General features: G+C 66.8%; 20 protein-coding genes. 4 read left to right on the top strand and 16 right to left on the bottom strand.

Features of this window, described 5'->3' with window-relative positions:
- Positions 1-3: 3 nt before the first annotated feature.
- From IED13_RS12525 to IED13_RS12515, 3 genes are all read right to left on the bottom strand, one after another.
- Complete coding sequence (locus IED13_RS12525) at positions 4-3,540, bottom strand: molybdopterin cofactor-binding domain-containing protein (RefSeq protein WP_260368360.1); 3,537 nt, start codon at positions 3,538-3,540, stop codon at positions 4-6.
- A complete protein-coding gene (locus tag IED13_RS12520) occupies positions 3,537-4,034 on the bottom strand; it encodes a (2Fe-2S)-binding protein (RefSeq protein WP_112762323.1) in 498 nt (165 codons plus the stop codon). Before IED13_RS12520 ends, IED13_RS12525 begins: the two co-directional genes overlap by 4 nt.
- A gap of 161 nt (positions 4,035-4,195) precedes the next feature.
- Positions 4,196-5,395 (bottom strand): amidohydrolase family protein, encoded by a 1,200-nt coding sequence (locus IED13_RS12515; protein WP_038365681.1) that lies wholly within the window; start codon positions 5,393-5,395, stop codon positions 4,196-4,198.
- A 133-nt stretch (positions 5,396-5,528) separates the two neighbouring features.
- On the opposite strand from IED13_RS12515, the gene fdxA reads away from it, so the two are divergent.
- From fdxA to phnN, 4 genes are all read left to right on the top strand, one after another.
- Complete coding sequence (gene fdxA, locus IED13_RS12510) at positions 5,529-5,858, top strand: ferredoxin FdxA (protein WP_133564411.1); 330 nt, start codon at positions 5,529-5,531, stop codon at positions 5,856-5,858.
- A gap of 123 nt (positions 5,859-5,981) precedes the next feature.
- Positions 5,982-6,755 (top strand): ferredoxin--NADP reductase, encoded by a 774-nt coding sequence (locus IED13_RS12505; RefSeq protein WP_191124353.1) that lies wholly within the window; start codon positions 5,982-5,984, stop codon positions 6,753-6,755.
- A 286-nt stretch (positions 6,756-7,041) separates the two neighbouring features.
- Complete coding sequence (nadC, locus tag IED13_RS12500) at positions 7,042-7,875, top strand: carboxylating nicotinate-nucleotide diphosphorylase (RefSeq protein ID WP_191124352.1); 834 nt, start codon at positions 7,042-7,044, stop codon at positions 7,873-7,875.
- 9 nt (positions 7,876-7,884) lie between these two features.
- Positions 7,885-9,927, top strand: coding sequence for a phosphonate metabolism protein/1,5-bisphosphokinase (PRPP-forming) PhnN (phnN, locus tag IED13_RS12495; RefSeq protein ID WP_191124351.1), 2,043 nt, complete (start codon positions 7,885-7,887; stop codon positions 9,925-9,927).
- Positions 9,928-10,018: 91 nt separating this feature from the next.
- Here phnN and IED13_RS12490 read toward each other — a convergent pair whose 3' ends face one another.
- The 13 genes from IED13_RS12490 to IED13_RS12430 form a co-directional block, all read right to left on the bottom strand.
- Positions 10,019-11,926: a bifunctional sugar phosphate isomerase/epimerase/4-hydroxyphenylpyruvate dioxygenase family protein gene (locus tag IED13_RS12490; RefSeq protein WP_191124350.1), complete on the bottom strand. Its 1,908-nt coding sequence runs from the start codon at positions 11,924-11,926 to the stop codon at positions 10,019-10,021.
- Positions 11,927-11,948: 22 nt separating this feature from the next.
- Positions 11,949-12,611: a 3-oxoacid CoA-transferase subunit B gene (locus IED13_RS12485; protein ID WP_038365674.1), complete on the bottom strand. Its 663-nt coding sequence runs from the start codon at positions 12,609-12,611 to the stop codon at positions 11,949-11,951.
- On the bottom strand, positions 12,611-13,321 hold the full coding sequence (locus tag IED13_RS12480; RefSeq protein WP_038365673.1) for a CoA transferase subunit A: 711 nt from the start codon (positions 13,319-13,321) through the stop codon (positions 12,611-12,613). Before IED13_RS12480 ends, IED13_RS12485 begins: the two co-directional genes overlap by 1 nt.
- A 52-nt stretch (positions 13,322-13,373) precedes the next feature.
- Positions 13,374-14,582: a 3-oxoadipyl-CoA thiolase gene (gene pcaF / locus IED13_RS12475; RefSeq protein WP_191124349.1), complete on the bottom strand. Its 1,209-nt coding sequence runs from the start codon at positions 14,580-14,582 to the stop codon at positions 13,374-13,376.
- Positions 14,583-14,639: 57 nt separating this feature from the next.
- Entirely contained in the window at positions 14,640-15,266 is a 627-nt protein-coding gene (pcaG, locus tag IED13_RS12470; RefSeq protein WP_191124348.1) for a protocatechuate 3,4-dioxygenase subunit alpha, read from the bottom strand.
- Positions 15,266-16,009 carry a protocatechuate 3,4-dioxygenase subunit beta gene (pcaH, locus tag IED13_RS12465; protein WP_038365669.1) on the bottom strand — a complete coding sequence of 248 codons (744 nt, stop codon included), beginning with the start codon at positions 16,007-16,009 and terminating at the stop codon, positions 15,266-15,268. Before pcaH ends, pcaG begins: the two co-directional genes overlap by 1 nt.
- Before the next feature lie 150 nt (positions 16,010-16,159).
- Positions 16,160-16,555 (bottom strand): 4-carboxymuconolactone decarboxylase, encoded by a 396-nt coding sequence (pcaC, locus tag IED13_RS12460; RefSeq protein WP_133563694.1) that lies wholly within the window; start codon positions 16,553-16,555, stop codon positions 16,160-16,162.
- Positions 16,548-17,342: a 3-oxoadipate enol-lactonase gene (pcaD, locus tag IED13_RS12455; protein WP_191124347.1), complete on the bottom strand. Its 795-nt coding sequence runs from the start codon at positions 17,340-17,342 to the stop codon at positions 16,548-16,550. Before pcaD ends, pcaC begins: the two co-directional genes overlap by 8 nt.
- Positions 17,343-17,438: 96 nt before the next feature.
- Complete coding sequence (locus IED13_RS12450) at positions 17,439-18,248, bottom strand: SDR family NAD(P)-dependent oxidoreductase (protein ID WP_191124346.1); 810 nt, start codon at positions 18,246-18,248, stop codon at positions 17,439-17,441.
- An 11-nt stretch (positions 18,249-18,259) separates the two neighbouring features.
- Positions 18,260-19,351 carry an ABC transporter permease gene (locus IED13_RS12445; protein WP_113254103.1) on the bottom strand — a complete coding sequence of 364 codons (1,092 nt, stop codon included), beginning with the start codon at positions 19,349-19,351 and terminating at the stop codon, positions 18,260-18,262.
- Positions 19,348-20,157, bottom strand: a complete 810-nt coding sequence (locus IED13_RS12440) for an ABC transporter ATP-binding protein (RefSeq protein ID WP_248312560.1) — start codon at positions 20,155-20,157, stop codon at positions 19,348-19,350. The genes IED13_RS12445 and IED13_RS12440 overlap by 4 nt, the downstream gene beginning before the upstream one ends.
- 88 nt (positions 20,158-20,245) lie before the next feature.
- Positions 20,246-21,295, bottom strand: a complete 1,050-nt coding sequence (locus tag IED13_RS12435; protein ID WP_191124345.1) for an ABC transporter substrate-binding protein — start codon at positions 21,293-21,295, stop codon at positions 20,246-20,248.
- Between the two features lie 120 nt (positions 21,296-21,415).
- Positions 21,416-22,840 carry an FAD-dependent oxidoreductase gene (locus IED13_RS12430; RefSeq protein WP_191124344.1) on the bottom strand — a complete coding sequence of 475 codons (1,425 nt, stop codon included), beginning with the start codon at positions 22,838-22,840 and terminating at the stop codon, positions 21,416-21,418.
- Positions 22,841-22,874 lie beyond the last annotated feature (34 nt).

Below are 22,874 nucleotides of genomic sequence, written 5' to 3'. Positions count from 1 at the left end.
CCCCTAAGGGGCCTTGCGTGCCCTTGCGATAGCCGCTTCCACCCCGTTCCACGCAGGCTTCTCCGGCGCGAAGCGGCTGCGCAGATAGCTCGCGAGTTCAGCGACCTGCCCATCGTCGAGCGAGTTTCCGAAGGCTGGCATCTGGCCCATGCCGTGACTTCCGCCCTGCAGCAGCAGGTTGACGAGATTGGCCGGCGTCGCGGCGTGAAGCTTCGAGCTCAACCCCAGCGCCGGCCCCTGATTGGCCAGCGGCGCGATCCGCCCGGTTTCATGACAGGCGGCGCAGGCCCCCTCATAGAGTCGCGCGGCCCGCGACGTGCCGGGATTGGCGGCCGATGCCGTCGCCTTCAGGATTGCCTCGGTGCGCGCCGCGATCTCGGGCTCCGGAGGCGAGGCGCCGAGCGAGGCGAGATAGATGGCCATGGCGCGGATATCGGCATCCGGCAACTCCTTGAGTTCCGCGATGACGGGCGCCATCGGCCCGGATGCCGTGCCGTGGTTCGCGGCATGACCGCTGCGCAGATAGGTGTAGAAATCCGCCTCGCTCCACGGGATCGGAGAATGCGAGGCGCCCGTCAGCGCCGGCGCCTCCCAGCCCTCGGCCTCGCCGCCGGCGAGATAGGCCATGCCGCCCTTCTCGGCGCCGAGCGCGTTGCGCGGCGAATGGCAGGCGCCGCAATGGCCGAGCCCGTCGACGAGATAGCGCCCCCGGTTCCATTCGGCCGTGCGGGCGGGTTCCGGCTTCGCTTCCTTGCCCCGGTTGAACAGCAGGTTCCAGCCGGCCATCAGCGGGCGCAGGTTGAAGGGAAAGATGAGCCGGCTCGGTTCATTCACCCGCATGACCGGCGGCTGCGACATCAGGAAGGCGTAGAGCGCCTGCAGATCGGCATCGCTCGTCTTCGCGAAGTTCGCATAGGGAAAGGCGGGGTAGAGATGGCGCCCGTCGCGATGGATGCCGGCGCGCATCGCCCGCTCGAAAGCGGGATAGGACCAGTTGCCGATGCCTGTCTCGGGATCGGGCGTGATGTTGGTGCTCGTCACCGTGCCGAAGGGCGTCTCCAGCGCCAGCCCGCCGGCATAGGGCACGCCGTCCCTGCCCGTATGGCAGACGGCGCAGGCTCCGAGCGCGGCGAGCTGGCGCCCCTTCTCGATGGTGGCTGCGGACCATGTCGCGGGGTCTGGCCGGGCAATGGGCGCGATCTCCGGCGCAAGCGACAGCGAGACGGCCGCAAACGTCGCGGCGGCCGCAGCCATGCCGCCGATTCTGGCCCAGAAGCCGAGGCCGCGTCGGCCTCCCCGCGCGGGCGGCGGGGCCAGTGCCGGGCGCCCGTTGAGCCCGGCCAGCACACGCTCGGGCGTCAGCGGCAATTCGCGGAAGCGCACTCCCGTCGCATCATAGACCGCGTTGACGATGGCCGCCGCACTCGGCACCGAGGCGGATTCACCGGCACCGAGCGGCGGCTCCTGCTGCCGATCCATCAGCATCACATCGATGGCCGGCAGCTCCGGGAAGCTCAGCACCGGATAGGCGCCCCAGTCGCGCGCAGCGACGGCCGTGGTCTCCGAGAAGGTCACCTCCTCGCGCAGCACGCGGCTGGTCGATTGCAGCACATTGCCGTGGATCTGGTGCTGCACGCCAGCCGGGTTGACCATCATCCCGGTATCCTGGCCGACCACGACGCGGCTGACCGTCACCTCCCCGGTCGCGCGATTGACCGCGACATCCGCGACCCAGGCCGACCAGGCGGCCCCCACGCCCGGCCAGTTGCCATGGACATAGCGGGCCTGGGCGAAGCCGCGCCCGTGCAGGACATCTCCCTCGGCCCGTAGGCGCGGCCCGACATGCGGCTCCCAGCCGGCGCGGGCGGCCGTTGCCTCGACCAGCTCGGCGGCACGCGCATCGGTGATATGGCGCAGGCGGAACTCGACCGGATCGACGCCCGCCTCATGCGCCAGCTCGTCGACATAGCTTTCATGCGCGAAGACGTTGGGCATGGCCGAGACGCCGCGCAGCCAGGAGGCACGCACGATCGGCGGCATGTCATAGGCCGTGATCCGCATGTTCTCATAGGCATAGGAGGGGATCGCGGTGCGGTCGCCCATCTTCAGCGTCGCCGGCGTGTTCGGGATGCGCCCGGTCAGCAGCAGCGCCAGCGTCGGCGCCGCATTGGAGGGGTAGCGCGTATGGAAGTCATAGGCCGCGAGCGAAGCGCCCGGCCCGAGCCCGCCAGCGATGTCGATGAGCTGGGCGGCGCCCTTCGGCTCCCAGAGATGCTCCTGCTCGCGGGTGAGCTGCACCCGTACCGGCGCGCCCACGGCCCGCGACAGCAGAACCGCATCGGCCGCCACGTCGTCGGCGCAGTTGCGGCCATAGCAGCCCGCCGCCTCGTGGCGGACGATCTCGATCCGCTCCGCCGGCAGGCCGGTCAGCAAGGCGATGTCGGCCCGCAGCGGATAGGGATTCTGACTGCCGGCCCAAACGGTGATGCCGTCTTCCCGCACATCGGCGACGGCGCAGGACGGCCCGATCGAGCCATGCATCTGATAGGGCCAGACATAGGTCCGATCGAGCCGCTTCTCGAGGGTCAGCAACGCCGCCTCGACATCGCCTTCGTCGACCAGCTTGCGGGGCGTCGCCGGATGCGCGCGGAGCGCGTTCTCGACGTCGCGCAGATCGGCCGGCGCCGGCCAGTGCTTCCAATGCGTCCTGAGGGACTGCGCCGCTGCCGCCGCCTGCTCCTCGCGTTCGGCGACGATGCCGATGAAATCGCCCTCGACCACCACGGCGCGAATGCCGGGGATATCGGCGATGGATTCGTGCTCGACCGCTTCGAGGCTGTGCCCGACGAAATCCCCGCCATCGAGGCCGGCATAGGGCGGGCGCACGACCCGGCCATGCAGCATGCCCGGCACGCGTACGTCATGCACATAGGTAAAACGCCCGGTGAGCTTGGCCGGAATATCGACCCGCTCGACCGGCTTGCCGACGATGGCGTGGCGCTCGACCGGCTTGAAGGCCGCGCTTTCGGCCAGCGGCAGCAGGATGCGCCGGTTTCCGAGCAGCGCGTCGAGACTAAGCGAAGAGCCCGCCTCGCCGCGCCGGGCAAGCGTGCCGGCACGGATGTCGATCTCCTCTTCCGGGCAGTCGAGGGCGGCAGCCGCAAGCGACAGGAGCTGCCGGCGGATCTGCACCGCGGCGATCCGCATCGGCATCGAGGTGACCTGGATCGTTTCGCTCGCGATCGTCGCGCCCTGGTCGGGCGTCTCGGCCGTATCGCCCAGCACCATCTCGACCGCATCGAAGGGGAAATCGAGCTCCTCGGCAACGATCTGCGCCAAAGCCGTGCTGATGCCGGTGCCGAGATCGACATGGCCACAGAAGGCGAACACCCGCCCTTCCCCGGTCACGCAGACATGCAGGTCCAGCCCCTCCTCGGGCCCCGCATCCGAGGGGGCGTCCTTGCGCGGCGAGACGACGGCGATCACGCCGCCACGCTTCAGCAGCTCCCGCCGGGAGGGTGGAGGCGCCCTGCCCGTCACTGCCCGGCCCCATCGGGTCGCCAGCCGCGTTCGGCAGCGAGCATCACCGCCCGCACGATCTCGACATGCGTTCCGCAGCGGCAGAGATTGTAGCGCAGGGCCTCGCGCACCTCCGTCTCGCTCGGCGCAGGCTTCACGTCGAGGAAGGCCTTGGCGGTCATCACCATGCCGTTGATGCAATAGCCGCATTGGGCGGCCTGGGCGTCGATGAAGGCCTGCTGGATCGGATGCGGGGCTTCCGGCGTGCCGAGCCCTTCCAGCGTGACGATGGCGCGGCCGGCGGCGAGGCGAACCGGATAGACGCAGCTTCTGGCCGCGACCCCATCGAGCAGGACGGTGCAGGCACCGCATTCACCGAGGCCGCAACCGAATTTCGGGCCGTTGAGCGCAAGATCGTTGCGCAGGAAGAAGAGCAGCGGCGTGTCGGGCTCGCCTTCGACGCGATGCTCGGCGCCGTTGACGGTCAAGGTGAAGGCGCGCGCGACAGGCCTCATCCCACCCTATCCGCGCCTGGAGAATGCAAGTCCCGCGACACCCACCTGCCCCGAAAGTCATTCGTATACGAACGAGACAACAACGATTCCGGATCGGCCGCAATCGTTATATCGTTGAAAACCTCATCGGCCGATGGGCGGCGTGACCAAGCCGAGGCCGTTCAGTGCCCCTGGACCGAGGGCACCTTCTCGGCCGGCGGCGTGTTGCGGCTGCGGCCGGAGCGGACGAGGCCGTCGATCACCACCATGCCGATGCCCGGCAGGTCGCCAAGCTGGATGCTGTCGAGGAAGCTCTTGCCCGCGGAGTGCTGGGCCTTGTCCATGAAGACGAAGTCGGCGGAGCGCCCGACCTCGATCAGACCGCAATCGAGATTGCGCATCCGCGCCGTGTTGCCGGTGGCGAAGCAGAAGGCGATCTCGGCCGGCACCTCTCCCAGCGAGGAGAGCAGCGAGACCATGCGGGCGATGCCGAGCGGCTGGACGCCGGAGCCCGCCGGCCCGTCCGTGCCAAGGATGACGCGGTTGAGTTCGCCCATCTCGCGGGCGACGCGCAGCGTGTAGAGAGCGGCGCGCTCATTGCCGTTATGGACGAGTTCGAGGCCGCGCTTGCAGCCCTCGCAGATGCAGCGGATCTCCGCGTCCGGCAGGGCGGTATGGCCGCCATTGATGTGGCCGACAACGTCGGTATCGGCTTCCAGCACCACGTCGGCGCCGATCAGCCCCGAGCCCGGGATCGAAGGGCCGCCCGTATGGATTGTCGACTGGATGCCGTATTTGCGCGCCCAGGCGACCATCTGCTTCGCCGTGGCGCCATCCTTGACGCCGCCGAGCCCGACCTCGCCGAGCAGCCTGACGCCGGCATCGGCCAGATCCTTGAAGTCCTGCTCGACCATGCCGGGCTCGATCACCGGCGCGCCGGCATGGATCTTCACGCCGCCCGGCCGGAAGGCGTCGAAGCAGCGCTGGGCATAGATCGCCATCGCCTTGACCCCGACGACATCCCTCGGCCGGCCAGGCGTATGGACCTCGCCGGCGGAGATCATCGTGGTGACGCCGCCATGCATGGTCGAATCGATCCAGCCGAGCTGGTTCTGGCGCGGCGTCCAGTCGCCCGCGACCGGGTGGACATGGCTGTCGATCATCCCCGGCAGAAGCACCGTGCCGTTGGCATCGATGACGGTGTCGGCCTTGTCGGTGTCCAGATCCTTGGCCCGGCCGACCGCCGCGATCCTGCCGCCGATGGCAATGAGCGTATCCGCTTCGAGAATGGGATTGCCGATATCGCCGCTGAGCATGAGGCCGATATTCCGGACCACGAGCTTGTGGTCGGGGGTGATTGTCGCCGTCGATTGTTCAGCCATCGGCCCGCCTCGGTTTGGTCGTTTCCACGTTACGCGCCGCCAATTGACAAAGCCATATCGGCGAGTCATATCGTTTGTATACGAACGAATTTGTCGGACCCTTTTCGTCCTGTCAAGCAGGAGGGAGAGCCTCATGGCCTACGCGGTCACGGAAGCCTGCATTCGCTGCAAATACACCGACTGTGTCGCGGTCTGCCCGGTCGACTGCTTCTACGAAGGCGAAACGATGCTTGTCATCAATCCCGACGAATGCATCGATTGCGGCGTCTGCGAGCCGGAATGCCCGGCCGAGGCGATCATCCCCGATACGGCCGAGGGTTCGGCCCGCTGGGTCGCCCTCAACGGCCGACTTGCCGCGCAATGGCCCGGCATCACCGACAAGCGCGACGCGCCCGCCGATGCCGAGGATTGGAAGGGCATCCCGGACAAGCTGCAATTCCTGCCCGAGGCCCTCGACGCATAGGATTTACTTTGCCGGCAATGCTTCGGCGGAAGCAGAGACTCGGCTGCGACTTAACCCTCGAATTCCACGACCCGTCGGTGAAGGCACCCGCCAGCCCGCCGCCGGACTTTCAAGGACGATGCGATGAGCCATTTCTACGAGGAACAGGTCCTGAGCGTGCATCACTGGACGGATACGCTGTTCAGCTTCACGACGACGCGGGATACGACGTTCCGGTTCAAGAACGGCCAGTTCACGATGATCGGGCTGAAGGTCGGCGAGCGTCCGCTGCTGCGGGCCTACAGCGTCGCCAGCACGAATTACGACGAGACGCTGGAGTTCTTCTCGATCAAGGTGGCGGACGGCCCGCTGACCTCGCGTTTGCAGAACCTCAAGGTCGGCGACCCCATCATCGTTGGCAAGAAGGCGACGGGCACGCTGGTGCTCGACAACCTCAAGGACGGCAAGCGGCTCTTCCTGCTCGGCACCGGCACCGGGCTGGCGCCGTTCCTGTCGCTGATCCGCGACCCCGAGACCTATGAGCGCTATGAGAAGGTCGTGCTGGTCCATGGCTGCCGCCAGGTCGCGGAGCTGGCCTATGGCGAGCGCATCACCCAGCATCTGCCGCAGGACGAGTTCCTCGGCGAGATGATCCGCGAGCAGCTGATCTATTACCCGACGGTGACGCGCGAGCCCTTCCGCAACCGCGGCCGCATCACCGACCTGATGACTTCGGGCCAGCTCTATACCGATATCGGCCAGCCCGGCTTCGATCCTGAGGGCGACCGCTTCATGCTCTGCGGCTCGCCGCAGATGCTGGCCGACCTCAAGACGATCTTCGCCGAGCGCGGCCTTGAGGAAGGCAATCACGGCGAGGCCGGCGACTACGTCATCGAAAAGGCCTTCGTCGAGAAGTAGAATGCGGGATTGAACGCCGGGCGGAGGCAGTGCAGATACAGGCGTCCGTGCAGCGGGCTGTCGATGAGAACCCGAAGCTCCGAGCGAACACGAACGGCGTTGGCGCCGAAAGCACCAAGGCCGGACAATAAGCATCCGCCCCACCGATGCGGGCAGCTCCGAAGGCGACCGGAGGCACCGGGACGCAGCTTCGACGGAAGCGGCAAAGTCCGATTGACAGCGACGAAAAACCGACCCTATCATTCGTATACAAACAAATTATGCGCTGAAATCGCGAGGGGACGAGATGTACGACGTTTTCGCCACTGACCGCTTGATCGATCACTGGCTGATCGAGGACATCGGGGCCTGCGATCTCACCGTCCAGGTCATGATCGAGCCGGACGAGGTCGGCGCGTTCTACATGAACGCCCGCGAGCCGATGATCGTCGCCGGCGTCGAGGTGGCGGCGCGCGTATTCCAGCGCTACGACCCGACGCTGAAGGTGAAACTGCGCGTCAGGGACGGGGACCGCGTCGAGAAGGGCGCCGTCCTGGTCGAGGTCGAGGGAGCGGCCCGCAGCGTGCTTACGGCCGAGCGCACCGCCCTCAACATAGCCCAGCGCCTGTCCGGCATCGCCAACGAGACCGCGCGCTATGTGGCGGCGATCGAAGGCACGAAGGCCAGGCTCATCGACACCCGCAAGACCACGCCGGGCCTGCGCATGATGGAGAAGCATGCCGTGAGCTGCGGTGGCGGTCTCAACCACCGGCTCGGCCTCGACAACGGCGTCATGGTCAAGGACAACCACATTGCCGTCTGCGGCAGCATCGCCGCCGCCGTCGCGCGGGCCCGCAAGAAGCTGCCCGTCCTGACGAAGCTCGAGATCGAGTGCGACAACCTCGGGCAGGTGCACGAGGCCGTCGCCGCCGATGTCGATGTCATCATGCTCGACAACATGCCGATCAAGGACATGGTCGAGGCCGTCGCCATCATCGGTGGGCGCGCGAAGGTCGAAGCCTCCGGCGGAATCAGGATCGACACGATCCGCGCCATCGCGGAGACCGGCGTGGACTATATTTCGACCAGCAAGATCACGCAGGCTGCGGTCGCGGTGGATATCGGCCTCGACGAGGCGTGAGCGGCGGCGATGCGTCCCGGCACGCTGTTCTTCGTCATCGGCCCGAGCGGTGCCGGGAAAGACACGCTGATGCTCGGCGCCCGCGAGGCGCTGGAAGCGACGGGGCGCTACGTCTTCGCCAGGCGGGCGATCACGCGGCCCGCGGGTTCGCCCGGAGAGGACCACGAGGCGGTATCCGATGCGGAATTCGAGGGCCGCAGGACGGCCGGGGAGTTCCTGATCGATTGGGAGGCCCATGGCCTGCGCTACGGGCTTCCGGCCTCTCTTGAAGGAGAGCTGGCAGCTGGCAGGCATGTCGTCGCAAACGGATCCAGGGCGGTTGTCGACGCCCTCTCGCGACGCGCCACCCGGCTGGTCCTGGTGGATGTGGTCGCGCCTGCGGCCGTTCTGGCCCGGCGCATCGCGGAGCGCGGGCGCGAGGATTCCGGAGCTATCTGCGAAAGGCTCGCGCGCGTCGTCGAACCGCCGCCGGCAGGTGTTCGGCGCGTCGAGGTTCTCAACGACGACACCCCGTCGGTCGGCGTCGAACGCTTCGTGGCCGCGATCGAGAACGCCGCCAACTACCTGACCTTGAAGCGCATGCCCTTCCTGACCGGCAGGCGCTTCTGCGCCTATCTGCCCGTCGGTGGCACGGTCGATGGACGCGACTATCTCGGGCCGGGCAAGATCGAGCTCTCCAATGGCACCGCAGCCGTTCGCACCGAGGTGCAGGCGGTCGAGCCGTCCGGGCTGCTGGAAGCCGACGAGATCGGCCTCTCGGCCGAAGCTTTCGCCGAATTCGCGATGCCCGAAGGCAGCGAGGTGACGATCCGGCGAACGCCTTCACCCGAAAGCCGCGAAGCCCTCACCGGCAAGCTCCGTGGCGAGGCGCTCTCCGAGGAGCAGTATCGCCTGTTGATCCGGGACATTGTCGAATCGCGCTATCCCGATGCCGAGGTGGCCGCCTTCCTGGTCGCCGCGACGCAGAAGCTGACCGACCGCGAGGTGGCCGCGCTCGCGCGCGTCCGCACCGGCTTCTCGCAGCGGATCGCCTGGCCTGACCGGATCGTCGTCGACAAGCATTCCATGGGCGGTATTCCCGGCAGCCGCATCACCCTCATCGTCGTCCCGATCATTGCCGCGCACGGCAAGTTCCTGATGCCCAAGACCTCCTCGCGTGCCATCACCTCGGCCGCCGGCACGGCGGACGCCATGGAGGTCGTGGCGAATGTCGAGCTCGATCCGGCCGGCTTGCGCCGCTGCCTCGAACAGGCCCGGGCCTGCATCGCCTGGAATGGGCGGCTCAACCACTCCGTCGTCGACGACGTGATGAACGCGATCACGCGGCCGCTCGGCATCGATTCCAATCGCTGGTCGGTCGCCTCGATCCTGTCGAAGAAGTTCACGGCGGGATCGACGAATGTGATCGTCGATCTCCCTTACGGCCCTCGCGCGAAGCTGCATTCGCTGGAGGAGGCCACCGAGCTCGCTCGCCTGTTCGAATTCGTCGGGCAGGAGCTCGGCCTGGTGGTCGAGGCCCATCCGACCGATGGAAGCAGGCCGATCGGACGCGGCATCGGCCCGGCGCTGGAAGTCCGGGACGTCAGATGGGTCCTGAACCGCGACCCGCAGGCGCCACCCGATCTGCTGGAGAAGGCCCTGTTCTTCGCCAGCCGCATCCTCGCATGGGATCCCGACATCGGCTCCCCGGAGGCAGGCAGGGAGCGGGCCGTCGCGCTGCTGGAAAGCGGAGCCGCGGCACGGGCCTTCGAGGCGATCATCGATGCCCAGGGCCGGCGCGCGCCGCCGATCGAGCCGGGTCTGCTGGTGCATACGGTGCGCGCCGGGCGCTCCGGGCTGATCGAGGAGATCGACGGCTGGGCGGTCGCCGGCATCGCGCGTCGCGCCGGAGCCCCCTTCGACAAATCCGCCGGGGTCGACCTGAAAATGCGCGTGGGTGAAGAGGTCCGCGCCGGCGATGCGCTTTTCGCTATTCACGCCTCATCGGCGGCCGATCTCGACGAAGCAAAGCGTCTGGCCGAGGCCGAAGCCTGCTATCTGATCGGCGATTGATCGCCGGCCGCATCGCGCCGCGGCACGAAATCAGGCGTGAACGGGCTCACGGTTCCCTGCCCCGCCCTCTCGAGCGGGGCACCGCCATCGCTCAACCGTGCCCGAGAGCCGGCATGGTGATCGGCCGCGCGAGCCTCGCCTGCGCCGTCAGGCGGATGCCGGCATTGACCGCGCCATAGCCCGCATAACCGTCGCGCTGGACGATCTCGAAGAATAGCCCGCCATCCAGCGTCTGCGTATAGGCCTGCCGGAAGCTGCCGCCGGCATCGCTGTCATGGAGGATGTTCAGCGCCTTCAGCCGGTCGATCTCCTCGGCCGACAGATCGGAACGGGCTTCCAGATCGTCATAGTAATTCTCGGGGATCGGGAGCATCGCGACGCCGTTGGCGATGAGCCGCTCCACCGTCGCCACGATGTCGTTCGTCGCGAAGGCGATGTGCTGCACGCCCGAGCCGAAGAAATCGGTGATGAAACGTGCCGACAGTGTTCGGTGGCTCTGCGAGCCGTTGAGGATGAGCCGCAGACCGTGACCGGGCTCTCCGTCGAGCCCGCTCTCGATCACCTGGCTCTGGACCACGCCGCCGGGATCGAGCACGGCCTGGCTCGGCGCCTTCCTCGTGTCGAACAGCGAGGAGTAGAACAGCAGCCAGGTCAGCATCTCCTCGTACTGCATGCTCTGCGAGACATGGTCGACGCCGGTCAGCCCGGCCTCGGCGTCGCTTTCCTCCGTCGCCTCGAAATCGACCTCGGCCCAGCGGCCGAGCGACGAGGTGCGATCGAGGAAGTAGACGAGGCTGCCGCCGAGCCCGCGCACGGCGGGGATATCGAGTTCGCCCGGCCCGATCGCGCCGGCATGCGGCACGTCGAGCAGCGCCTTGGCCCGGGTGATCGCGGCCTGCGCATCCGGCACGCGCAGCGCCAGCGCACAGACCGAGGTGCCATGGGTGATCTGGTAGCTATGGGCGAAGCCGTCCGCCTCGCTGTTGAGCACGATGCGGATATCGCCTTGGCGCCAGAGATCGACATCCTTCGAGCGATGCGCACCCTTGCGGCTGAAACCGAGCGCGCGCAGAAGCTTCTCGAAGCCCGGCCGCTCCGCCTCCGAGGCAGCGAACTCGATGAACTCCACCGCCTGGACCGGCCCGGGCGGCGGCATCGGCACCACACCCGGCACGGGCTTGCCGATCTGCCGTGCCGTCTCGTCGAGCAGCCAGATCAGGGAGCGATGCCCGTCGAGCGCCACCGAGCGGGCCGAGCCCGCGCGGAAGCGGTCGTTGAAGATCTCCAGCGAGAGCACGCCGTCATAGCCGGTGGAGACCAGCGCGCGCATGAAGCCGGCGAGGTCGAGCTCGCCCTGCCCCGGCAGGCAGCGCCAATGCCGGCTCCAGGAAAGGAGGTCCATCTGCAGCAGCGGCGCATCGGCCATCTGCACCATCGAGATCTTGTCGCGCGGGATCGTGCCGATGGCGGACAGATCGAGCTTGCGGGACAGGATATGGAAGGAATCGAGCACGATCCCCACCTCGGGCCGATTTGCGCGGCGCACGATCTCCCAGGCATCGCGATAGTCGAAGACGTGCCGTCCCCAGGCCAAAGCCTCGTAGCCGACCTTGAGGCCGCGCCGCCCGGCCCGCTCGCCCAGCTCGGCGAAGTCAGCGGCAAGCCGGTCGATGCCGGCCAGCGCTTCCGGCGAGGTGTTGGAGCAGACGAAAAGCAGGTCCGTGCCCAGCTCCTGCAGCAGATCGAACTTGCGCTCGGCCCGGTCGAAGACACGCTGGCGGCGCCCCTCCGGCATGCCCTCGAAATCGCGGAAGGGCTGGCAGGTGACGATCTCGAGGCCGAGATCGGCGCAGATGCGCCTGATCTCGGCCGGAGAGCCTGGAAAGGCGATCAGATCGTTCTCGAAGATCTCGACCGCCGTGAAGCCGGCCGCCGCGATGGCCTCGAGCTTTTCCTGAAGCGTGCCCGAGACACAGACCGTGGCGATTGACGGAATCACAGAATGCCTCCTCCGGCGCGGCTCACGCGGCCTTGGCCAGTGCAGGCGCGACCGTAAAGGGCGCACCGGTCTTGGCCTTGACCTCGTCGAGGGTGACGCCTGGCGCAAGCTCGATGAGGGTCAGGCCGCCGCCATTGGCCTTGTCGCAGGTCATCACGCAGAGATCGGTGATGATCATGTCGACGACGCCGGCGCCGGTCAGCGGCAGCGAGCAGCGCTCCAGCACCTTGGATTCGCCCGCCTTGTTGGCATGGTCCATCACGACGATGACCTTCTTCACGCCCGCGACGAGGTCCATCGCGCCGCCCATGCCCTTCACCATCTTGCCGGGGATCGTCCAGTTGGCGATGTCGCCATTGGCGGCGACTTCCATGGCGCCGAGGATGGTCAGGTCGATATGGCCGCCGCGAATCATCGCGAAGGAATCGGCCGAGGAGAAGAAGCTCGAGCTCGGCAGCACGGTGATGGTCTGCTTGCCGGCATTGATCAGGTCGGGATCGGCCTCGCCCTCATAGGGGAAGGGACCGATGCCGAGCAGGCCGTTCTCGGATTGGAGCGTGACGTCCACACCTGCAGGAATGTAGTTCGCCACCAGCGTCGGGATGCCGATGCCGAGATTGACGTAGAAGCCGTCTTTCAGTTCCTTGGCCGCGCGGGCGGCGACTTCTTCGCGGGTCCAGGCCATCAGGCTGCCTCCCTCTTGCGCTCGGTCAGCTTCTCGATGCGCTTCTCGTTGATCGTGCTCTTGATGACGCGGTCGACATAGATGCCGGGGGTGTGGATCGCCTCTGGATCGAGCGAGCCGACCGGGACGATCTCCTCGACCTCGGCCACCGTCACCTTGCCGGCGGTCGCCATGTTCGGATTGAAGTTCCGCGCGGTCTTTCGATAGACGAGGTTGCCGGCGGTGTCGGCCTTCCAGGCCTTGACGATGGCGAGATCGGCCTTGAGCCAGGTCTCGCGCACATAGAGCTGCCCGTCGAATTCCTCGACCGGCTTGCCCTCGGCGACGACGGTGCCGACGCCCGTCTTGGTGTAGAAGGCGGGGATGCCGGCGCCACCGGCGCGGATGCGCTCGGCCAGCGTGCCCTGCGGATTGAGCTCAAGTTCGAGCTCGCCGGCGAGATATTGCTGCTCGAACAGCTTGTTCTCGCCGACATAGGACGCGATCATCTTCCTGATCTGCCGGGTCTGCAGCAGCATCCACAGGCCGAAGCCGTCGGCGCCGGCATTGTTCGAGATCACGGTCAGGTTCTTCACGCCGGAATCGCGGATCTGCGGGATCAGGCTCTCCGGATTGCCCGACAGGCCGAAGCCGCCGGACATGATCGTCATGCCGTCGAACAGCAGCCCGTCGAGAGCCGCCTTCGGGCCGTCATAGATCTTGTTCGTCATCCATCCCTCGTCATTGTCGCTTGCCGAACTGACGGCAGACTATCCTGTTGTCTCAGACTCGTTCCAGCCCGATTGCGATGCCCTGCCCGACGCCGATGCACATGGTCGCGAGCGCACGGCGCTTGCCGGTCAGCGACAGCTCCAGCGCCGCCGTTCCGGCGATGCGGGCGCCCGACATGCCGAGCGGATGGCCGAGCGCGATCGCGCCGCCATTCGGGTTCACGAATTCAGCATCCTCCGCGATGCCGAGATCGCGCAATACGGCGATGCCCTGGCTCGCGAAGGCCTCGTTGAGCTCGACCACGTCGAAATCGGTCGGCTTGATGCCGAGGCGCGCGCAGAGCTTGCGGGTCGCGGGAATCGGCCCCAGCCCCATCACGCGCGGCGCGACGCCGCCCGCAGCGCCGCCGACGATCCGCGCCAGCGGGGTCAGGCCATACTTCGCCGCCGCCTTCTCGGAAGCGATGATGAGAGCCGCCGCGCCGTCATTGACGCCCGAGGCGTTGCCGGCGGTGACGGTGCCGCCTTCCTTGCGGAAGGGCGTCGGCAGCTTGGCGAGCTTCTCCAGCGTGGTGTCGCCGCGCGGATGCTCGTCGATCTCGACGCGGATGGGGTCGCCCTTCCGCTGCGGGATCGAAACCGCGACGATCTCCTTGGCAAGCCGGCCGTTCTGCTGCGCCGCCACGGCCTTCTGCTGCGAACGGACAGCGAAGGCATCCTGATCGGCGCGGCTGATGTTGCAATCGGCCGCGACGTTCTCGCCGGTTTCCGGCATGGAATCAACGCCGTACTGCGCCTTCATCAACGGGTTGATGAAGCGCCAGCCGATGGTGGTGTCGTGGATCTCGGCATGGCGCGAGAAGGCGCTGTCGGCCTTGGGCAGCACGAAGGGGGCGCGCGACATGCTCTCGACGCCACCCGCGATCATCAATTCGGCCTCGCCTGCCTTGATCGCGCGAGCGGCGGTGATGACGGCGTCCATGCCCGAGCCGCAGAGCCGGTTCATCGTCGTGCCCGGCACCTCCTTCGGCAGGCCGGCGAGCAGCAGCGACATGCGCGCGACATTGCGATTGTCCTCACCCGCCTGGTTGGCGCAACCGAAGATCACGTCGTCCACCGCGCCGAAATCGACGCCGGCATGGCGTTCGAGCAGGGCTTTCAGCGGTACCGCACCGAGATCGTCCGCCCGCACCGAGGATAGCGACCCGCCGAAACGGCCGATGGGCGTGCGGACATAGGCACAGATGAAGGCTTCGCTCATGTCGTCGTTGCTCTGCTTGCTGTCTGTTCGGGTCGGGAAGACGGTCGGAAGCCGCCCTCAGATATCGAAGAAGACCGTCTCGTTCTCGCCCTGCAGGCGGATGTCGAAGGTGTAGACCGGCTTGCCGTCCTCGTCGCCGCGCGTTGCGATCAGCGTCGGCACGCGCAGGCGGTGTTCGATGCGGGCGAGAAGCGGATCGGCCGCGTTGGCCTGTTCCTCGTCGTCGAAATAGAGCCGCGTATGCAGGCCGATATTGATGCCGCGCGCCACGATCCAGAAGGTGATGTGCGGCGCCATCGGACGACCGTCGAAATAGGGGACGATGCCCGGCTTGATCGTCTCGAAGCGATAGACGCCGGTGGTGCCGTCGAGCGGCTGGCGGAACCAGCCGGGAAAATGCGGATCGGCCTCGCCCCGGCGCTCGCCGGGGCCGGGATAGAGCCCCTGCGCATCGGCCTGCCAGATCTCGATCAGCGCGTCCTTGATCGGCGAGCCGGTCCCGTCGAAGACGCGGCCGGTGACGACGATGCGCTCACCCTTCACCTCCGGCGACAGCGGCAGCGAGCCGAGATCATGCGGAAAGATGCCCTCGATGCCGGAGAAGTTCGGCGTCGCGCCGATATGGATGTAGGGCCCCGCCGTCTGCGACGGGCTTTCCTTGAGACGGCGCAGAGACTGGACCATCAGTTCCCCTCCATCCGGTTCTCGAACAGGGTCGAGCGCCGGCCACGCAGCACGATATCGAATTTGTAGGCCATCGTGTCCATCGGCAAGGTCGCCTCGCGGTCGAGCCCTGCGACGAGTTGCTCCACCGCCTCGCGGCTCGGGATGCCCATCACGATCGGGCACTGCCAGATCATCGGGTCGCCCTCGAAATACATCTGGGTGATCAAGCGCTGCGCAAAGGCATGGCCGAAGACCGAGAAATGGATGTGCGCCGGGCGCCAGTCATTGACCCCATTCGGCCAGGGATAAGGGCCGGGCTTGATGGTGCGGAACCAATAGCGGCCCTCGTCATCGGTGATGGTGCGCCCGCAGCCGCCGAAATTCGGGTCGATGGCGGCGAGATAGCTTTCCTTCTTGTGGCGGTAGCGGCCGCCGGCATTGGCCTGCCAGAACTCGACCAGCGCGCCGCGCACCGGCCTCGCATCCTCATCCAGCACCTGGCCGTGCACGATGATGCGCGGGCCGATCGGCTCACCGGTCTGGACGTAGTTGAGGATCAGGTCGTTATCGAGCGGCCCGAGCATGTTGTGGCCGAAGACCGGCCCGGTCATCTCGGAGAGCGTATTGCCGAGCGACAGCAGCGCGTTCTTCGGCGAGCGCAGCACGGAGGTCTTGTAATCGGGCGTAAAGGCCGGCGGATGCCAGCTTCGATCACGCTGGTAGAACGAACCGCCCTGATGGCTCGAATTCTCGTTGCGCATTTGCGGCGCCTCCCTCCGTCGGAGCCTGTCTCGTCAAGCTGAAAGCCAGATTGCGACGAGATCGGCCCACTGTTCTTGATCTTGCTCAATTCAAAGCTTTGCCACGCCCAAGCTGCTGCTCACCGAACGGCCGGAGCGTGGCAGCCGGGCTCAGCCCGCCTTCTCGTTCTCCATCTCCGCATAGACCGCCTTGGCGATCTTGAAAGCGTGATTGGCAGCCGGCACGCCGGCATAGATCGCCACATGCAGCAGCGCTTCCTTGATGTCGTCCATGCTGGCGCCGGTATTGCGCGTGGCCCGGACATGCATCGCGACCTCGTCATGGTGGCCGAGCGCGGCGAGCAGAGCGATGGTCAGCATTGAGCGCTCGCGCTTGCTGATCCTGTCGCCCGACCAGACCGTACCCCAGGCGCTTTCCGTGATCAGCGTCTGGAAGTCTTCGGTGAAGGCGTCGGTATTGGCGACGGCGGCGTCGACATAGCGCTCGCCGAGCACTTTGCGGCGGGTCGCCATGCCCTGTTTGAAACGATCCGATACGTCAGCCACGTCCGTGCTTCTCCAGATGTCCGGTCACCAGCGCGAGTAGCCGGGCGGGCTGCTCGACCGGGGGAATATGTCCGCAGCCCTCGATCAGCGCGAAGCCCGCGCCCGGAATCCGCTGCGCCATCGCCCGCACCAGATCGGGCGGCGTCGAGAGATCGCCATCGCCGGCCACGGCCAGCGTCGGCACCGTGATCGCGCCGATGGCGGCGGTCAGATCGGCCTGGCTCAGCGCCTGGCAGGTCGCGATATAGCCATCGGCAGGCTGGCGGAGCAGCGCATTGCGCCAGCCGGCGAGATCATCCGGCCGCTCGGCATGGAAGGCAGGAGTGAACCAGCGCTCCATGACGGGATCGGCGATGGCGGCAAGCCCGCCCTTGCGGACGGCATCGATACGCGCATTCCAGCTTTCGGCCGTGCCGACCTTCGCGGCGGTATCGGCCAGCACCAGCGCCGCAAGACGCTCCGGCGCGCGCACCGCCAGATCCTGCCCGATCAGCCCGCCGATCGAGAGCCCGACCAGCGAAAAACGCCGCAAACCAAGGTGATCGGCAAGCCCGATCAGATCATCGGTGAAGTCGGCAATCGCATAAGGCCCCGGTGGTACGTCCGAGAGGCCATGGCCGCGCTTGTCATAGACGATGACGCGCCAGTCGCGAGACAACGCCGCGACGACCTCGTCCCAGATTCGGAAATCCGTACCGAGCGAATTGACCAACACAACGGCCGGCGCCGCGCGCGAGCCGCTGTCGCGCCAGTGCACGAGCTTGCCGTCGATGCGAGTGAAAGCCATGGAAGACGTCTTACCCCGAATACGAGGCCATCATGAGCGATTTGGATGCTCATGTTAAATGGCATTATCGCCAGTCAACATAACCCTGTAGTTATTTTAACTGGCGATCAAATGCTCCTCCGACTCCGTCTGGTTATGACTGGCGTCGTCGGCGCCCGCCGAGGCAGGCTGCGGCGCGAGCTGCGTGCCGCCGCAGACATGGATGACGTCGCCCGTGATGAAATTCGCGCGCGGCGAGGCCAGAAAGGCGATCGCGCCTGCGACATCCTCGGCAGTCCCGAGCCGGCCAAGCGGCGACATCTTGCGGAAGGAAGCGGCCAGCCCCGTGTTCTCCTTCACGATCTTGTCGTTGAAGGGGGTGTTGAGGAAGCTCGGCGCGACCGCGTTGACGCGGATATTGTCGGGGCCGAGCTGCACGGCGAGCACGCGGGTGAGACCGATTAGCCCCGATTTGCTGGAGGTATAGGCGACGCCGGTGCCGGCGAGATAGACCCGCGAGGCGACATTGACGATGCTGCCGCCGCCGCTCTGCTTCATCAAGGGCTGCGCCGCCTGGGCGAGCAGCATCGGCACGGTCAGGTTGAGCGCGAGCACCGCGTTCCAGACCGACAGCTCGACGCTGTCGATGCGCGGAGCTCCGGTCATGCCGGCATTGTTGACGAGGCAGTCGAGCCGCCCGAAGCGCTCCGCCACGCTGTCGATCAGGCGTTGCGAAGCCCCTTCCTCCAGCAGATCGACAGGCTCGGCGACGGCTTCGCCGCCATTGCGGCAGATCTCGTCGCAGATCGCTTGCGTCCGTTCGAGGGCGCGATCCGCCAGCACGACGCGAAAACCGTCCTCGGCCAGCATCCGCGCGGCGGCGGCCCCGACGGCGCCGGCGCCGCCGGTGACAAGAGCAAGCTTCATCGCCGTACCTCTTATTTCTGCTGCCAGGGCATGAGCCGGCGCTGCAGCCATTGCAGCGCGTAGGTCAGCAGCACGCCGAGGATCATGACGACGACGAGGCCGGCATACATCTTCTCGGGGTTGAGGACCTCCCAGTAATAGAAGGTCATGTAGCCGACGCCCTGCTTGGCGCGGACGAACTCGACCGAGATGATCACGATCATCGCCGTGCCCAGCGCGATGCGCAGGCCGGAGAAGATCACCGGCATGGCGCCGGGCAGGATGACGTGGCGCAGCATCGACCAGCCCTTGGCGCCATAGTTCTTGCCCGCCATCAGGTAGACCTTGTCGATGCCACGCACCGCCGCCATCGTGTTGATCGCCATCAGGATGAAGACGGACAGCGCCACCACCAGGATCTTCGGCGCCTCGCCGAACGGGTCGGCGAACATCAGCATCACGATCGGGAAGATCGCGATCTTGGGCAGCACATAGATCGCTGAGAGCGTCGTATCGAGCATCAGCCTGACCGTCTGGTTCAGGCCCATCACCACGCCGAGCAAAACGCCCGGAATGGCGCCGAGCACGAAGCCGACGAGGACGCGCGCCACCGTCGCGAAGACATGGCTCTCGGCCACCAGCTTCCAGACGCCGGCCCAGCCCTCGCTATTGAAGGCTTCCGGCATCAGCCAGGGCCGGCCGAGCAGGGTCGTGCCGGAGAAGCGATCGTAGCGGGTGCTCAGGTCCCAGAGCGCCGAACCGATCCGGCTCGGCGGCGGAAACCAGGTCGGGTTGATGAAGCCGCTATCGGCAGCGATTTCCCAGAGCACGAGGACGAGGAGCGGAAAGCCGAGCGCCAGCGTGCGCTCATAGGCGCCCCTGCCCTTCACCGGCACCAATCGGCCGATACGCTCGCAAGCCAGCACCAACAGGACGAAGCTCGCCCCGATCGCCGGCCAGGCGAAATCGCTCCACAGCCCGGCGATCGCGAGCGCGGCATTGAGCGCCACGCCTGCGGCGAGCAGGAGAAGGATGGCGCGCGCATCGTTGTTGGCCGCCGGAGACCCCTTCACAGGCGTCCGGTCGTCACTCGCCGTGATGCCTTCGGTGGATGCGATCGTCATGGCCGTGCCTCCATGGCGCGCGTCACCTCGGCGCTGAGCTTCTCCCAGATCTCGGCCCGGTATTCGGCAAAGCGCGGCGCGTTCTGCATCGCGATGGTGCGCGGGCGCGGCAGGTCGATCTTGAAGGTCGCGAGGTGCCGGCCGGGCTGGGCACTCATCAGGATCACGCGGTCGCCGAGCAGCACGGCCTCGTCGAGGCTATGGGTGATGTAGAGCACGGTCTTCCGGGTCTCTTCCCAGATCCGCAGCAGCTCCTCCTGGATGACGACGCGAGTCTGGGCATCGAGCGCGCCGAGCGGCTCGTCCATCAGCAGCACCTCGGGATCGTTGGCAAGCGCGCGGATGATGCTGACCCGCTGCTTCATGCCGCCCGAGATCTGGTGCGGGTAGTACTCGGAAAACTTGCCCAGGCCCACGCGGTCGAGCCAGTAGCGCGCGGTGTCGAGCCGTTCCTTGCGACCGATACCGCGCATCTGCGGGCCGAAGGCGACGTTCTCGATCAGCGTCTTCCAGGGAAAGATCGCGTATTCCTGGAAGACGACGCTGTTGAGCGGCTTAGCCCTCTCACGGCCGGGACGGATGTCGATCGAGCCCAGCGAAATCGATTCCAGCCCCGCCACCATCCGCAGGAAGGTCGACTTGCCGCAGCCGGAGGGGCCGACGATGCAGACGAATTCGCCGTCGGCGACATCGAGGGAGAAATCCTCCAGCGCGACCATGGTGCCGTCGGCCGTGGGATAGTGCTTGCTGACATTGCGCGCGCCGATCTTCGGCGCGGCGATGGCCTGCATGGCGGCGGCATTCATCGGCCGACCCTCCGGGCTCGTTGTTGTTGCATCGATCCTGTCCGAGAACCGCGGTTCAAACGGGCCGGCACGAGCCAGCCCGGCCGCCTCACTTGGCCGGAGCGGCCTTGCCGAGAATCTCGACGGCCTTGGCGACGAAACGGCCATCGATCACCTTCGCCATGTCGAGCGGCTTGTCGTATTCGGTGCGACCGTTCTCACGGTGCACGCGCTCGATATCGGCAAGGCCGTCGGTGGGGATCGCCATATTGGGATCGAAGATCACCGAGCCGCCGTTCTTGATCGCCTCGGGCGTCGAGGCGGTATATTTCAGATAGCCGTCCATATTGGGCTGGGCGAGGAAATCGGGGCCCTGCATCAGGCGCGCAGCTTCCGTCATCGCCAGCACGAAGCGCTCGGCCACCTCCGGCCGGTCCTTGATGAACTTGCCCGAGGCGACGAAGGCGACCGTCATCAGGCCGGGCGTGATGTCCTGCATCAGGAGCTTGCCGGTACCGGCCTTGAGGATCTGGTCGGAATAGGGCGAGGAGGTCAGCACCGCATCGACGGACTTCGCTTCCATCGCCGCCGGCATGTCGGCATTGCCGACATTCAGGAGCTGCGCGTCGCGCAAGGTCAGCTTGGCGCTCTCCAGCGCCTTGCTGACGAAATACTCGCCGCCGCTGCCCGGCCCGCCGGCCGCCGCGATGCGCTTGCCCTTGAGGTCGGCGACCGACTTCACCGCGCCGGAATCGAGCAGGTCCTTGCGGACGATCAGCTTGGTCGGGCCGTCGGTCATCGGATCGAGCCCGCCCGGCGCGATCACGCGGATGTCGAGGCCGCGATTCCACGCCGACCAGAGCGAGGCGACGATCGAGATGCCGCCGACATCGACGGAGCCCTTGTCGAGGAAGGCGATCGCCTCGGTGCCGGATTTGACGCTGTCGAGCTGGACGTTGAGCCCGTATTTCTTGAAGAGCCCGCGCGACTCCGCGACATAGGCGGTGGCGAACTTCATGATCGGGACATAGGCGACACGCACGGATTGGGGCGGGTCGAGCGGCTTCGGCGCGGGTGCCTGGGCCAAGGCCGGCGAGCCGGCGAAACCAAAGACCATGGCGACGCAGGCGCTACGCCAGCGAGCAAAACCTTCGAACATCCGTTCCTCCCTTTGGGGACGGCTGCCTGCCGCCTTCCCGTTCGTGTCACGTCTGCGGGCTTCTTCGGCCCGCTCATCCGCTTTCGTCAACCGTCCTGAGCGGCGGAAGGCCGTCGTCTCCTAGCTTACAAGCTCCGACACCGCGCTGAGATAGGCTCCCTGAGCCGTAAGGCCCGCCTGCAATTCCGCGATCGGCACCTGCGCCGGCGTCACGCCCCGGTCGGCGGCGATGGCGGCGGCGACGCCCGCAGCATGGCCTGTCAGCCAGCATTGCGGGATCTCGCGCATGAAGGAATGGCTGGTGGCATCGCAGGAGAGATGCCGGCCGGGCGCCAGCAAACCATCGATCTCGCGCGGCACGATGGAACCGTAGGGAACCGAGATGTTCGCGAATTTCGGTGCGAGCGAGGGCGAGACGCCAATCTCGTCCGGCGCCGTGCTGCCATCCCAGTTCTCGCGGGTGAGCTTGCCCAGCCCCTTGAGGCGCCGCCCGTGCCGCACGCCGAGCTGCGGCGCCGAGAGCATGATGAAGGCGTTCCCGAAACCGGGCGCATGGGCGCGGTAGAAGGCGAGATGCTCCAGCATCAGCTGGTGGCTCCTGATCTCGACCTCGGAAAGATCCTCAACCTTCAGCGCCGAATAGCCGGCGAGACGCGGCCCCATGAAGACGGCGATGTCGTCCCGCCACGAAACCGAGGGCTTGTCGAAGAAGCGCATCGCCTCGCGACCGCGCGCCATGAATTGCGAGAACTGCTCCGGCGTCTCGGCCCGGAAGCGCAGGAAGCCCTTCATGTCGACGCCCGCAAACAGCCAGGAGGTGTTCATGCAGCCATGGATGTCGCGGATATCGACCTCGGTGTCGAAGCCGGAGCCGGCGCCGGCATAGAGATCGCCATCGCCCGTCGCGTCGATCGTCACCCGGGCGAGGATCGCGCGCCGGCCCTCCTTGCTCTCGAAGGTGCAACCGGCGACGCGCCGCCCTTCCATCAGCGGACTCGCACCCCAGGCATGGAAGATCGGATGCACGCCGGCCTCCAGCACCATGGCCAGCGATTCCGCCTTGAGCCATTCCGGATCCAGCGTCGGCGCATGAGTGACGGTGTTGTTGAACGCCGCGTTGCGCTGCCCCCAATAGGCGACGCGCTCCGGGTCATGCGAGCCCCATTCCTGCGGCTCCGGCCCGGCGATCTTGTCGCGGGTCAGGCGTGACAGCAATTCCTCGGCGAAACCGCGAATGACGTGCCGGCCCTGCCAGTCGCTCATCCGGTCGATCCAGATGACGAGGCCGCCGGTCGAAAGGCCGCCAAGATGGTTGTAGCGCTCCAGCAGCACCACATCGGCACCGCGCCGGGCGGCGGCAACGGCAGCCGCCGTGCCGGCAGGCCCGCCGCCGACGACCAGCACGTCGCATTCGGTATGAACAGGCAGTTCGCGCGCCGGCTCTGTGATCGTCTTGTTCGAGAGCCTGCGGCGCTCGAACTTCTCCGTATCGAAGGTCTCGGAGCGGAAGAACAGCCGTCCTCCCTCGCCTTCCATCGAACCCATGATGCGTTTCCTCGGGCTTCGAGGCCGGGCCTTT

Source organism: Allobosea spartocytisi (assembly GCF_014764685.1).
GTDB classification, from domain to species: Bacteria; Pseudomonadota; Alphaproteobacteria; order Rhizobiales; family Beijerinckiaceae; genus Allobosea; species Allobosea spartocytisi.
Note: the sequence above shows the minus strand (reverse complement) of the source record. Positions and strands in the feature narration are given on the sequence as shown.